The sequence below is a fragment of the Janibacter sp. CFPM2_SD2 genome, assembly GCF_057364645.1.
The window spans coordinates 1-11,925 of sequence record NZ_JBNFOF010000085.1 but is presented as its reverse complement, the minus strand read 5'-3'; the positions used below and the strand labels follow the sequence as shown (position 1 = coordinate 11,925).

The following is an 11,925-nucleotide window of genomic DNA, read 5'->3' as shown; positions in this document are numbered from 1 at the left end:
CCGCGCCCGCTCCGGCCGCCCCCGCGGCACCCCCGGTCCCTGAGGAGGCGCGCCAGCGCCGTCTCGAAGGGTCGGCCCCCGGCCCAGCCGCTCACGGGCGCGCAGACCCGCGCCCTGGCCAAGCCGCCGGTGCGCAAGCTGGCCAAGGACCTCGGCATCGACCTGCAGTCCGTGGCCCCCACGGGCGAAGGGGGGATCGTCACCCGGGCGGATGTCGAGGGCGCGGCCGCGGGGAGTGGTCTCGAGGCTCGTTCCTCGCACCTCGACCAGCGCGAAGAGGTGCGCGTGCCGATCAAGGGCGTGCGCAAGGCGACGGCGGAGGCGATGGTCGCCTCGGCCTTCACCGCACCGCACGTCACCGAGTTCGTCACCGCCGACGTCACCGCGATGATGGAGCTGGTCGACCGGCTCAAGCGGGACCGGGCCTTCGCCGACGTCAAGGTCACGCCGCTGCTGCTCGTCGCCAAGGCCTTCTGCCTCGCCCTGCGACGGCACCGCGAGGCCAACGCGAGCTGGGACCAGGGCGCGCAGGAGATCGTGCTGCACCCGCAGGTCAACCTCGGCATCGCCGCGGCCACCCCGCGCGGGCTGCTCGTGCCCAACATCAAGGCCGCCGACCAGCTCTCGCTGCACGACCTGGCCGGTGCCCTCGGCGACCTCGTCGCCACGGCGCGCGACGGGCGCACCCAGCCCGCCGACCTGTCCGGTGGCACGGCGACGATCACCAACGTCGGCGTCTTCGGCGTCGACACCGGCACCCCGATCCTCAACCCCGGCGAGGCGGCGATCCTCGCCTTCGGTGCCGTGCGGCGCATGCCGTGGGTCGTCACCGCGGCCGACGGCAGCGAGTCGATCGAGCCGCGCTGGGTCACCCAGCTCGCGCTCTCCTTCGACCACCGGCTGATCGACGGTGAGCTCGGCTCCAAGCTGCTCGCCGACGTCGCGGCCCTGCTCCACGACCCCGGCACCGCCTTCCTCTGGGCCTGAGGGCACCCCCTTCGACATGCCTGTGGGGCTGCCCCTCCGAGAGGAGGGACAGCCCCACAGGCGCGTCCGGGGTCAGAAGACCATCGGCAGTCCGCCGAGGTACTCCGCCAGGGTGCGGTAGCCGTTGCCCATGCCACCGCCGGTGGCGCCGTACATCAGGCGGCCGGCGCCGGAGGAGGTGACGGCGACGACGTCGTCCTGCTTCGTCGAGGAGGCGTTGACGTCGCCGGGGGAGGCGACGAAGCGATAGGTGTTCCAGCCGGTGCTCGTCGCGCTCGTCTGCTTCCAGCTCGTGCCCGTCGAGGTCCAGGTGCGCATCCGGCCGCCGCTGGAGACGCCTCGCATGTCGTCCTTGCCGTCCCCGTTGACGTCGTTCACGAGCATGATGTTGGAGTAGTAGACGGCCGGGCGGCCCATCGCGCGCACCCGTCGCAGGCTGCCCTTGTCAGTCACGTCGTAGAGGTCGACGTAGCCGCCGACCTTGCGCACGAGGATGTCGAGCCGGCCGTTGCCGTCGACGTCCCCGCCGGCCGCGATGTCGGTGTAGGCGCCCCAGCCGGTGCCGATCGTCGACAGGGTGCCGAGGGCCCCGCTGCTCGTCGTGCGCATCAGCTGCAGGCGACCGTCGCCGCGACGCACGAGGACGTCGGCGCGACCGTCGCGGTTGACGTCGCCGGCGCTGCCGATCCACGTGGCGTCCGAGAGGCCGGACTTGACGACCTTCTTGGCGCCGACGTTGGTGCCGCTGCTCTTCATGACGTAGACCCGGCCGCTCGCCGACAGGCCCCACAGGTCGGCCTTGCCGTCGCCGTCCCAGTCACCGCGCATCGCGCGCTTCGGGGTGGGCGTGGGGGTCGTCGAGTCGACGAGCTTGCTGCGGTTCTTCCACACGATCCGCGAGACGCCCTCGATCGTCGAGACCTGGGTGCTCATCGCGCCCGGGTTGTCGTGGGTGAGCACGGCGATCGTGTAGTCGGGCGCATAGGACTTGACCCAGCCGATGGAGTTGACGTGCCAGCCGTCGGTGCGCGGCAGCCAGCCGTTCTTCAGCGCGACCGTCCCGGCCGGCGGGCCGGCGGTCACGCCCCAGTCCTGGCTGGAGTTGATCTGGCGCATCAGGCTCAGGCCGTACATCCGGTTGGTCGCGCTGAGCACCGAGGAGGTGCGCGCGTAGTGCTCCATCAGCCTGGCCTGGTCGGCGGCGGTCGTGCTCGTCAGGCCCCAGTGGTTGTAGGGGTCGGCGACGGTGCCGCTCATGCCGAGCCGGTCGGCGCTGCTGTCGATGGCGGCGCGGCCGCCGATGTGGTTGAAGAGCGCCGTCGTCGCGTCGTTGTCGCTGTTGCGGATCATCGGCGAGATCTTCGACTTCTCCCAGCTCGAGAGGGCGCGCCCCTCGGCCTGGGCCTTCATCATCACGGCCGACATGATCTGCACCTTGACGATGCTCGCCGTGACATTGCGCGAGGAGACCTTGGTGTAGGTCCAGGACGTGTTCTTGCCCGGCAGGCGCACGGCCACACCCACGGCGCCCGGCCGCGAGGCGAGGTAGGTGCGCAGCTCGGACTCGAAGGGCAGCGCCGCAGCCGTCGACTGGGCGTCACTCTGCGCGGCGGCGGACTTCGCGGCCGCGGTCGTCGTCGTGTCGACCTCGACGGTGAAGGTCAGCCGGCCGCTCACCTCGCCGTTCGTCGGCGCCTTGACCGCCTGGACGGCCGGCAGCACCTGCGAGATGTCGTCGGCCGTGGTCGTCTCGTCGGCGGTGCACACGGCCCCCTGACCGGTGGGCGCGACCTCGACCTGGTGGCCGCTCGCGTCCTCGCCGGTGAACCCGGGGCGGCCGACGACGGTCAGCGGCCCGCGGGTGATCTCCGCGGTGCCGCCGGAGGCGAGCTCGCCGTTGACGGTGACGGTGTCGGCCCCGATCCCGTCGCAGATGACGTCGATGCCCGTGCTGGTGGGTGCGGCGGGCGCGGCGCCGGCGGACGTGCCGACGAGTGCCCCCGACGTGGTCAGGACGAGCGCGGTGAGTACTGCTCGGCGGTGCGACATGGTGGGTCCCCCCGGTCTGTGGCCAGTGACATCGGTCATCCTGACAGACGCCCCAGCGGCCCGCAGGGTTGCCTCCGGCAGGGGACGAAGGGGGGTCAGCCCCGGTGGCGCGGGTCGTCGGCCACGGCATCGCAGAAGCGGTCGACGTAGCCGATGAAGGCCGCGATGTCCTGCTCGCTCCAGTCGGCGAGCAGCTCGGCGAACCAGGCCTCGCGGTGCTTGACGAGGTCGTCGAGCAGGGCGACGCCCTCGTCGGTGAGGGCCACGAGCTGGGCGCGACCGTCCTCGGGGTCGGGGACCTTGTGCAGCAGGCCGAGAGCCGTCAGGTGGCTCACCTGACGACTGACGGTCGAGGCGTCGGAGAGGTTGCGCTCGGCGATGTCGCCGACCCGGCTCGGGGACTCGCGCACGGCGACGAGGACCGAGTGGTGGCTCGGCTCGACCGCGGGGTGCACCGCGGGGCCCGGGCTCGGGTGGCGTGCAGCATCCTCATCATGCGGATGACGCTGGTGCTCAGCTCGGTGGACGACGTGGTCACGGGCACTCCCTTCGATCGTTGTCCCTGACAGGACGCGATGCGGTGGTCCCCGGACTCGTTGCCTAGATTAGAGGGCATGTCTGCACGCCCGGGCGTCACCCGCACCACATCCCTCCCGCTCGGGGTCCTCGGCGTCGTCTCGGTGGTGGTCGTCGTCGCGGCGACGGCCTTCGCGGCGGGCCGCGCCGCTCGAGCTCGGCGACCCCGGCGCCTTCGTCCGGTGGGCGCTGCCCGTGCTGCGCGTCGTCCACGACGCGGCGGCGGCCGTGACCGTCGGCGCTCTCGTGCTCGCCGCCTTCCTCGTGCCGGAGACGACCCGCACCTCGCGGCGCGACAGCCTCGCCCGGCTGGCCGGTGGTGCGGCGATCGTGTGGTTCCTCGCCGGCATCGGCCGGATGCTCTGCGACTTCGCCTCGCTCGCGGGGCTCCCGCTCAGCGCGCCGACCTACCTGTCGCAGCTGCTCGCCTTCGTCTGGGAGCTCGACTCGACCCGCACCGCCGTCATCTCCTCGGCGATCGTCGGTGTCGTCGCCGTCTGCGCGCCGCTCGCCCGGAGCAAGGGCGCGCTCGCCTGGCTCTCCGCCGGCTCGGTCCTCGCCCTCCTGCCGCTCGCCCTCGCCGGCCACTCCGCCGCGAGCCTCGACCACATGAGCGGGGTCAACGCGCTGGCCTTCCACCTCGTCTCCGCGACCGTCTGGGTCGGCGGGCTCGTCGCGCTCCTCGTCATCCGCCCCGCGCTCGGCCAGCACCTCGCCGTGACCACGCGGCGCTACTCGAGCATCGCGGGCTGGTGCTACGCACTGCTCGTCGGCTCCGGCGTGCTCGCCACCTGGGTCAACATCGGCGGCCTGTCAGGGCTCGCCTCGCGCTACGGCGTGCTGCTCCTGCTCAAGGCGCTCGCGGTGGTCCTGCTCGGCATCGCCGGCTGGTGGCACCGCCACCGGGTCATCGCCGCCCTGGAGGCCGGTGCGGGGTCCAGCGCCTCGACCTCCGGTGCCCCGACCGGGGGCGGCGCCTTCGTCCGTCTGGCCGTCGGCGAGGTCATCGTCATGGCCACGGCGATGGGTCTGGGTGTTGCCGTCGGCCGCACGCCGACGCCCGAGTCGGCGCAGCTCGCACCGGGCAACTCGATCGTCTACGACCTGTCGGGCTACCCCGACCCGGGGGCGCCGACCTCGACGAGCTGGATCGCCTCGTGGCAGACCGACTGGCTGTGGCTGGCCGTCGCGGTCATCGCGGTCGTCGTCTACGTGCGGTGGGCCCTGCGCCTGCGCGCCCGGGGGGACCACTGGTCGGTGCTGCGCACGATCAGCTGGGTCCTCGGCTGGGCGGTCTTCGTCTACTTCACCTCGGGCGGCCCGGCCGTCTACGGCAAGATCCTGTTTTCCTGGCACATGGTCGAGCACATGGGCGTCGCGATGATCGCGCCGCTGCTGCTCGTGCCCGGCGCCCCGATCACCCTCGCGCTGCGCGCGCTGCCGGCGCGCCGGGACAAGACCCTCGGTCCGCGCGAGGTCATCCTCGCGACGGTCCACTCGAGCTATCTGCGGGTGCTGGCCAACCCCGCCGTCGCGGCGTCGCTCTTCTTCTTCAGCCTGGCGATCTTCTACTACAGCCCGCTCTTCGAGCTGGCGATGGTCACCCACACCGGGCACGTGCTGATGATGCTGCACTTCCTGCTGACCGGGTACATGTTCACGTGGGTGCTCATCGGCATCGACCCGGGCCCGAAGCGCTGGTCGCCGCTCGCGCTGCTCGTCGTCCTCTTCGCGACGATCAGCTTCCACGCCTTCTTCGGGGTGATCCTCACCCAGTCCACCGAGCTGCTCGCCCCGGGCTTCTTCGGACGGCTCGACCTGCCCTGGATGACCGACCCGGTCGCCGACCAGCGCACCGGAGGCGCCATCGCGTGGGGCGTCGGCGAGGCCCCGACCCTCGTGCTCGCCGTGGCCGTCGCCTGGCAGTGGATGCGCAGCGACGACCGCGAGTCGCGCCGTCGTGACCGGGCTGCCGACCGGGACGGCGACGCCGAGCTCGAGGCCTACAACCGGCACCTCGCCCAGCTCGGTCGCGAGGACTGAGCGAGGGGCCGAAGGGGAGGTCAGCCGCAGCTGGTCCACTCGCCGGTCGCGCTCTTGGCGGCCCAGCCGTTGGAGTTGCCCTTGTAGATGGCGCGGTAGCGGTAGCAGGCGCTCGGCTTCACCGAGGTGTTCCAGTTGTAGTAGCCGAGGCTGTTGGTCCGCGTCGAGCCGGCGTCGAACCAGTAGGAGCCGTAGGCCTGCCGGGCCTGGATGTAGACGCTCACGCCCTTGAGCGGGCGGACCGGGTTGCTCCACAGCTGGGTGACCCGGCCGGTGACCTTGCTGCCGCCGTTGCTCGTCGCCTTGAGCTTGACGCTCGTGCGCACCTTGGTCCCGGGCTTGGCCGTCTGGCGCTCCCAGTTGCTCTGCTTGTAGCTGTACCAGGCATTGCCCGCGTAGACCGCGCGATAGGTCTTGGACCGGTCGGCCGTGAGGCGCACGAGGAAGGCGCCGTTGGAGTTGCTCTCCGGGGTGGCGACGGTACGCCACGTCGTCGAGCCGACGTTGCGGGCCTGGATCGAGATGCGCCGGCCGGTGAGCGGTCGGTAGGTCGAGGCATCGAAGACCTCGCCGACGGTCGTCAGGCTCTCGTTGGTCCCGCTCCACAGCGGCTCCACGGTGAGGTTGAGACCGACGTCGCGCTTCGCGGTCGCCGCGGTGTCGGCGGCCGGCGCCGCGGTCGGGGCGGCGGTGCTGCTCGCCGCGGGGGCGAGCGAGACGGTCAGGGCAGTGGTGGCGGTGAGGATCATCGCGCGGCGGGTGCTCGGGCGCATGGGGGACTCCAGGGGCGAGGCGGTGACATCCGTCAGTGACGGGTGGTGCGGGTGTGACGCGTGGCGTCACCTCCGAGTGTGCCCCGTCCCCGGCGCTAGTCTGGGCTGAAACGCCGATCGAAGGGAGTGGGCCCCATGGGTGGCGAAGCCCTGTTCTGGATCTTCATCGTGGTCTTCAGCCTGCTCATGCTCGTGGGCTTCTACCTCGTCGACCGACCCCGTCGCCACCGCGACGTGCCGACCCGGCTGTCGGTCCGCACCGACCCCGCGGACCCTCGGGGGCGTCACCAGCCGGCCGAGCGGGTCGACATCACCGAGACCGACAGCCGGCTCTGAGCCGGAGACAAGGAGCAACACACATGTACATCGGAGCCGGCATCTTCCTGCTGCTCGTGGGTCTGGTCATCGTCTTCGCCTACAACGGCGACATGTCGGTCGCTGGCCTGGACCTCAACGCCATCGGCTGGATCGCCATCGCCCTGGGGGCCCTGGCGATCATCCTCAGCTTCCTCTTCACCAACCGCCGTCGCGAGACGGTCGTGCGCGACGACCGTCGCTACTGACCGCTCCGGACACGACCGAAGGGGGCTTCCCGCCAGCTGGCGGGAAGCCCCCTTCGCTCTGGGGTGAATCTCCTTGGGGAGAGGTGACTCAGAAGGCCGTCTCGGGCACGTCCATCAGGGTGTTGTCCGTGGCCTCGGCGATGGCGCGCTCGCCGCGAGGAGCGGCAGGACGTTCTTGGCGAAGAAGCTCGCGCGCGCCGTGCCCTGTCCGTAGAAGTCCTTGTCCTTGCCCTCCGCGCCGGCCTCGAGGGCCTCGGTGGCGACGGCGGCCTGGCGCAGGAGCAGCCAGCCGACGACGAGGTCACCGGCACCGAGCAGCAGACGCGAGGTGTTCTGGCCGACCTTGTAGATGTTGGTGACGTCAGAGCCCTCCTGCTTGGGGTCGGAGGCCATGAGCGCCTGGAACATCGCGCCGAGGATGCCCTGGACGTTCTCCAGGCCCTGGCCGAGCAGCTCGCGCTCGTGCTTGAGCGCGCCGCCCTGCGCGTCGACGTCCTGGGCGAACTCCTGGATCTGCATCGCGATGTGACCCAGCGCCTGGCCGTTGTCACGCACGATCTTGCGGAAGAAGAAGTCCTGGCCCTGGATGGCCGTCGTGCCCTCGTAGAGGGTGTCGATCTTCGCGTCGCGGACGTACTGCTCGATCGGGTACTCCTGCAGGAAGCCGGAGCCACCGAAGGTCTGCAGCGACTCGGTGCCGAGGAGGGTCCATGCCCGCTCGGAGCCCAGGCCCTTGACGATCGGCAGGAGCAGGTCGTTGACCCGGTTGGCCATCGCGGCGGGGGAGTCGTCGGCGATCGCCTCGCTGCCCGTGGCGAGCTGCTCGAGGTCGACGGTGTCCTGCTGGCTCGAGGTGAGCGTGACGAGCGCTCGCAGGCCCTCGGCGTAGGCCTTCTGCAGCATGAGGCTGCGGCGCACGTCGGGGTGGTGGGTGATCGTCACGCGCGGGGCGTCCTTGGCCGGCGTCGTCAGGTCGGCGCCCTGGACGCGCTCCTTGGCGTACTCGAGCGCGTTGAGGTAGCCGGTCGAGAGGGTGGCGATGGCCTTGGTGCCGACCATCATCCGGGCGTTCTCGATGACGCGGAACATCTGCGCGATGCCGTCGTGGACGTCGCCGAAGAGGGTGCCGACGGCGGCGTGCTTCTCGCCGAAGGTGACCTCGCAGGTCGTCGAGACCTTCAGGCCCATCTTCTTCTCGACGTTGGTGACGTAGACGCCGTTGCGCTCGCCGAGCTCGCCGGTCTCGAGGTCGACCGCGTACTTGGTGAGGATGAAGAGGCTCAGGCCCTTGGTGCCCGGGCCGGCGCCCTCGGGGCGGGCGAGGACGAAGTGGACGACGTTGTCGGTCATGTCCGACTCGGCCGAGGTGATGAAGCGCTTGACGCCCTCGATGTTCCAGGTGCCGTCACCGTTGTCGGTGGCCTTGGTCCGGCCGGCCCCGACGTCGGAACCGGCGTCGGGCTCGGTGAGCACCATGGTGCAGTGCCAGCCCTTCTCCGCGATCCACTTCGCGAGCTTCTTCTGCTCGTCGTTGCCGAGCAGGAAGAGCAGCTTGGCGAAGGAGTAGCTCGCGCCGAACATGCCGATCGCCGGGTTGGCGCCGAGGACGAGCTCGTTCATCGCCCAGCGCAGCGACGGGGGAGCGACGGTGCCGTCGAGCTCCTCGGGCAGGTCGAGCGACCAGAAGCCGGCGTCCTGGAAGGCCTTGTAGGACTTCTTGAAGGACTCTGGCATCGCCACGGACGAGGTCTCGGGGTCGAAGACCGGGGGGTTTCGGTCGGCGTCGGCGAAGGACTCGGCGAGCTCGTTCTCGGCCAGACGCGCGTACTCCTTGAGCATCTCGCGCGCGGTGTCGGCGTCGACCGCCTCGTAGGGGCCCTGGCCCAGGACCTCGTCGCGACCGAAGACCTCGAAGAGGTTGAACTCGATGTCGCGCAGGTTGCTCTTGTAGTGACCCATGCAGGCGTCTCCTGGTCGTGTCGTGCGCCGGGCCTGCCCGACGCTGGGGACAACACAGTAAGCAAGCGCTTACTGTGCATTCGGTTCATCCTCTCCCCGGTGCGCTTGCTGGGGCAAGCGAACGGCAGGTGACCTGACGCACAACGCAGCTCACCCCCCCTTCTCATACGAAGGGGGGGGAGGGGGGGGGCTCAACCTGCCGAGGTGGCCGGCTCAGCGCACGGAGTCGTGCCAGGCCAGGGCCGCGTCGAGCTGGTCGCGCATCTGGGCCGGCCGCGGCGGCGAGTGCCCCTGCGCGAAGTCGTCGAAGAGAGGGAGAAGCGGGGCCCGTCGGCGGCGTCGGGGTCGACGCCCGCGGCGCGCAGGAAGGGGCGCACGTGGTCCTCTAGGTGCCCCGGGTCGCCGCTGTTGTGCACGAGACGCACGAAGGCATCGGGCTGGTCCGGTCCGGCCGCCACCGGTGGGTGAGGTCGACGCGGTCGCGGTGCGCGGCCTCGACCGAGTCCATGTCGGCGTGCTCGGGGAAGAGCCGGGTGCGGAAGATCTTCACCGGCATGTGCTCGTAGCGGGAGACGCGGGTCTGCGGGGAGAAGGAGACCGCGAGCGACGCCGGCGTTCGGGCCGCGAGGGCCAGCGAGGCGTAGCCGCCACCGCTGCTGCCGGTGAAGACGGTGCGAGCCGTGCCCAGGCGCCCGGCGAGCGCGGCGACCTCGTCGGCGAGGCGGGCGGTGACGTCGTGCTCCTGCGGCCCGATGTACCAGGCCAGCGGGATCGCCTGGTCGACCGCGAGCGACGGGTCGGAGACGAAGAGGAGGTTCTCGGGGCGGTCGCGCAGCGTGCGCAGCCACTCGAAGCGCGGCAGAGTCGTGTCCTTGCGCACGAGGGCGCCGTGGAGCACGACGACCAGGTCGGGGTGGTCGCGCCGCAGCAGGAGGGTCTCGACCGTCAGTCGCGGGTCGTCCGGGTGGGTCAGCCGGGTCAGCTGCCGCTCTCCGGCCTCCGGCAGCGGCGCCTCGGCGAAGCTCGCGGCCTCGACGATCGGCGCCTCGGTGCGCTCGTCCCACTCGGTGCTCATCCGGTCATCCAAACATCCCGCGGGGCCTCGGTGCACCCACGACGACGAAGGGGGAGTCGGTGCCGGCGGGCCGCTGACCGTGGGTTAGCATGTCGCCTGCGCCTCGCGCGCCGGTGTAGCTCAATGGTAGAGCGCCAGCTTCCCAAGCTGGACACGCGGGTTCGATTCCCGTCACCGGCTCGGACAGCCCTCGGCCGCGACACCTGCCCGGTGTCGCGGCCGAGGGCTTTGTGCGCGCGAGGGGCTGGGTTGATGTATCCGGGTGCGCTGGAGGTCACCCATATACATCGACCGGCGAAGGGGAGAGGCTGGGCATGACGAAGGGCCGCACCCGGGTGGGTGCGGCCCCTTCGTCAGGTGTGTCGCTCAGGCGGCAGGGACGGGGTTGGTCGACGTGTAAGGCACGTCCCCCGCGAGCTCATTGGTGGCCTTCACCGTGACCGAGATGGTGAAGGCGGTCGGGCTGCTCAGGCCGAGGTCCTGGCCGAGCGGCGCGGTGTAGCTGCCGCCCGGGGCGATGCTGACCTGACCGACGCCACCGGTGGTGTTCGGGGGGAGCGTCAGGACGACGGTGTCGGTGCCGTAGCCGCTGGTCGTGGATCCCGGGACGAGGTTCTTGATGTCGCTGCCGAAGATGGTGATGCCGGTGATCGTCTGGCCGTTGTCCACGACGAAGGTGATGGTCAGCCCCTCGATCGACTCGGACCCGGTGTTGTTGAAGGTCGTCGGCGACAGGTTCAGGTTGGTCGCACTCTGGCGCGTGCCGGTGCCGGGCACCGACGTCGACAGGTCGTGCGGCGCGGTCGTCGACGCCGCGAGCGAGGGGGCCGCGGCGGCGATGGTGACGACGGGGGCGGACCAAGCCGCTCCCTTGACGATGGTGCGACGGCTGGGCGTCTGCGGGGTCATACGGGTTCCCTCCCATAGGTGGTCGGCCCAGGGAGGGCGAAGCACTCCGTTGTGCTCCCGTGATCGGCCGTGATCGCTGAGGACATTACCGTTACTTTGCAGTAACCGGGGGAAAAGGCGTGGAGAGTTTCCAGAGGTTCAGTCATCCGTCAGCCAAAGTGCCCTGAGTCGATGTATCCGGGTGCGCTGGGGGTCACCCATCGACATTGACCGACGAAGGGGGCGTGAACCCCCCTTCGCCCTGCGGGCAAGTACAGGTGTGAGCACACTGGGGACGGACACGGGGAGGGCGCCGATGGGGCAGGTCAGGGCGCTGCGACGGCCGCCGAGCATCGGGGGAGTGCCGATCGACGAGGTCTTCGACCGGCACCACGCCGACGTCTACCGCTACCTCGCCCGGCGGGTGCCGGCCGACGTCGCGGAGGACCTGGCGAGCGAGACCTTCGTGCAGGCGGTCGCGAGGGGTCACACCTTCGACTCGAAGCGAGGGGTGCTGCGCGGCTGGATCTTCGGCATCGCGAGCAACCTGCTCTCCCGGCACCACCGCGAGGAGGTCCGCGCCTATCGGGCCTGGGCCCGCACCGGCGTCGACCCGCTGACGACCGCCGGCGACGAGACCGACCGGGCCATCGACCGCGTCGATTCGCAGTCGAGCCGCCCGGCGCTCGTCACCGCCCTCGCCGACCTCTCCGACGGTGACCGCGACGTGCTGCTGCTCGTCGCCCACGCGGAGCTCACCTATGCGGAGGTCGCCCAGGCCCTCGACCTGCCGGTCGGGACCGTGCGCTCCCGCCTCCACCGCGCCCGCCGCATCGTGCGGGCCGCGCTCGACGACACCAGGGACCCGAGATGACCACTGACGACATCGGCCTGCTCGACGGGCCCGAGATGGACGCGCTGCGCGAGCTGCGGGCCGACGTGCCCGGGCCCACCGCGACGCAGCGGCAGGCAGCGTGGGAGCGCGTGCAGGGGGCCCGCTCCCACGCCGAGC

At 71.0% G+C, this 11,925-nt stretch carries 10 protein-coding genes, 1 tRNA gene and 1 pseudogene; 6 read left to right on the top strand and 6 right to left on the bottom strand.

The window, feature by feature from the left end; translation table 11 throughout:
• Window positions 1–987, top strand: a 987-nt coding sequence (locus AC2W7J_RS09665) for a dihydrolipoamide acetyltransferase family protein (protein ID WP_485982225.1), incomplete at its 5' end; no start/stop codon positions are given.
• 72 nt (window positions 988–1,059) lie between these two features.
• On the opposite strand, the gene AC2W7J_RS09660 is transcribed toward AC2W7J_RS09665, so the two are convergent.
• Together AC2W7J_RS09660 and AC2W7J_RS09655 are read right to left on the bottom strand one after the other, a co-directional pair.
• The gene (locus AC2W7J_RS09660; RefSeq protein ID WP_485982224.1) at window positions 1,060–3,036 is read right to left on the bottom strand and encodes an FG-GAP-like repeat-containing protein; all 1,977 of its coding nucleotides are present in this window, start codon (window positions 3,034–3,036) and stop codon (window positions 1,060–1,062) included.
• Window positions 3,037–3,131: 95 nt separating this feature from the next.
• Window positions 3,132–3,491: a MarR family winged helix-turn-helix transcriptional regulator gene (locus AC2W7J_RS09655; RefSeq protein ID WP_485982223.1), complete on the bottom strand. Its 360-nt coding sequence runs from the start codon at window positions 3,489–3,491 to the stop codon at window positions 3,132–3,134.
• Between the two features lie 316 nt (window positions 3,492–3,807).
• Here AC2W7J_RS09655 and AC2W7J_RS09650 point away from each other — a divergent pair, with 316 nt between their 5' ends.
• A complete protein-coding gene (locus AC2W7J_RS09650) occupies window positions 3,808–5,655 on the top strand; it encodes a bifunctional copper resistance protein CopD/cytochrome c oxidase assembly protein (RefSeq protein WP_485982222.1) in 1,848 nt (615 codons plus the stop codon).
• Window positions 5,656–5,675: 20 nt separating this feature from the next.
• On the opposite strand, the gene AC2W7J_RS09645 is transcribed toward AC2W7J_RS09650, so the two are convergent.
• The gene (locus AC2W7J_RS09645; protein WP_421008824.1) at window positions 5,676–6,428 is read right to left on the bottom strand and encodes a hypothetical protein; all 753 of its coding nucleotides are present in this window, start codon (window positions 6,426–6,428) and stop codon (window positions 5,676–5,678) included.
• 135 nt (window positions 6,429–6,563) lie between these two features.
• Here AC2W7J_RS09645 and AC2W7J_RS09640 point away from each other — a divergent pair, with 135 nt between their 5' ends.
• On the top strand, window positions 6,564–6,764 hold the full coding sequence (locus AC2W7J_RS09640) for a hypothetical protein (RefSeq protein ID WP_485982221.1): 201 nt from the start codon (window positions 6,564–6,566) through the stop codon (window positions 6,762–6,764).
• A 23-nt stretch (window positions 6,765–6,787) separates the two neighbouring features.
• A complete protein-coding gene (locus AC2W7J_RS09635) occupies window positions 6,788–6,991 on the top strand; it encodes a DUF6458 family protein (RefSeq protein ID WP_427801538.1) in 204 nt (67 codons plus the stop codon).
• 88 nt (window positions 6,992–7,079) lie between these two features.
• Here AC2W7J_RS09635 and AC2W7J_RS09630 read toward each other — a convergent pair.
• Both AC2W7J_RS09630 and AC2W7J_RS09625 read right to left on the bottom strand, forming a co-directional pair.
• Window positions 7,080–8,950: pseudogene (locus AC2W7J_RS09630) on the bottom strand (acyl-CoA dehydrogenase).
• A 385-nt stretch (window positions 8,951–9,335) separates the two neighbouring features.
• Entirely contained in the window at window positions 9,336–10,025 is a 690-nt protein-coding gene (locus tag AC2W7J_RS09625; RefSeq protein WP_485982220.1) for a hypothetical protein, read from the bottom strand.
• Between the two features lie 109 nt (window positions 10,026–10,134).
• Between AC2W7J_RS09625 and AC2W7J_RS09620 the strand changes: the two genes are divergently transcribed.
• A tRNA-Gly gene (locus tag AC2W7J_RS09620) sits at window positions 10,135–10,205 on the top strand.
• A gap of 186 nt (window positions 10,206–10,391) precedes the next feature.
• Here the strand turns inward: AC2W7J_RS09620 and AC2W7J_RS09615 are convergent.
• Window positions 10,392–10,934, bottom strand: coding sequence for a hypothetical protein (locus AC2W7J_RS09615; protein ID WP_485982219.1), 543 nt, complete (start codon window positions 10,932–10,934; stop codon window positions 10,392–10,394).
• Between the two features lie 295 nt (window positions 10,935–11,229).
• On the opposite strand from AC2W7J_RS09615, the gene AC2W7J_RS09610 reads away from it, so the two are divergent.
• Window positions 11,230–11,787: an RNA polymerase sigma factor gene (locus tag AC2W7J_RS09610; RefSeq protein WP_485982218.1), complete on the top strand. Its 558-nt coding sequence runs from the start codon at window positions 11,230–11,232 to the stop codon at window positions 11,785–11,787.
• Window positions 11,788–11,925 lie beyond the last annotated feature (138 nt).

What these genes read in the sequence shown, in the direction of transcription:
- AC2W7J_RS09610 (WP_485982218.1), top strand. Translation starts at nt 11,230, where the DNA reads ATGGGGCAGGTCAGGGCGCTGCGACGGCCGCCGAGCATCGGGGGAGTG.
- AC2W7J_RS09645 (WP_421008824.1), bottom strand. Translation starts at nt 6,428, where the DNA reads ATGCGCCCGAGCACCCGCCGCGCGATGATCCTCACCGCCACCACTGCC.
- AC2W7J_RS09615 (WP_485982219.1), bottom strand. Translation starts at nt 10,934, where the DNA reads ATGACCCCGCAGACGCCCAGCCGTCGCACCATCGTCAAGGGAGCGGCT.
- AC2W7J_RS09625 (WP_485982220.1), bottom strand. Translation starts at nt 10,025, where the DNA reads ATGAGCACCGAGTGGGACGAGCGCACCGAGGCGCCGATCGTCGAGGCC.
- AC2W7J_RS09635 (WP_427801538.1), top strand. Translation starts at nt 6,788, where the DNA reads ATGTACATCGGAGCCGGCATCTTCCTGCTGCTCGTGGGTCTGGTCATC.
- AC2W7J_RS09660 (WP_485982224.1), bottom strand. Translation starts at nt 3,036, where the DNA reads ATGTCGCACCGCCGAGCAGTACTCACCGCGCTCGTCCTGACCACGTCG.
- AC2W7J_RS09640 (WP_485982221.1), top strand. Translation starts at nt 6,564, where the DNA reads ATGGGTGGCGAAGCCCTGTTCTGGATCTTCATCGTGGTCTTCAGCCTG.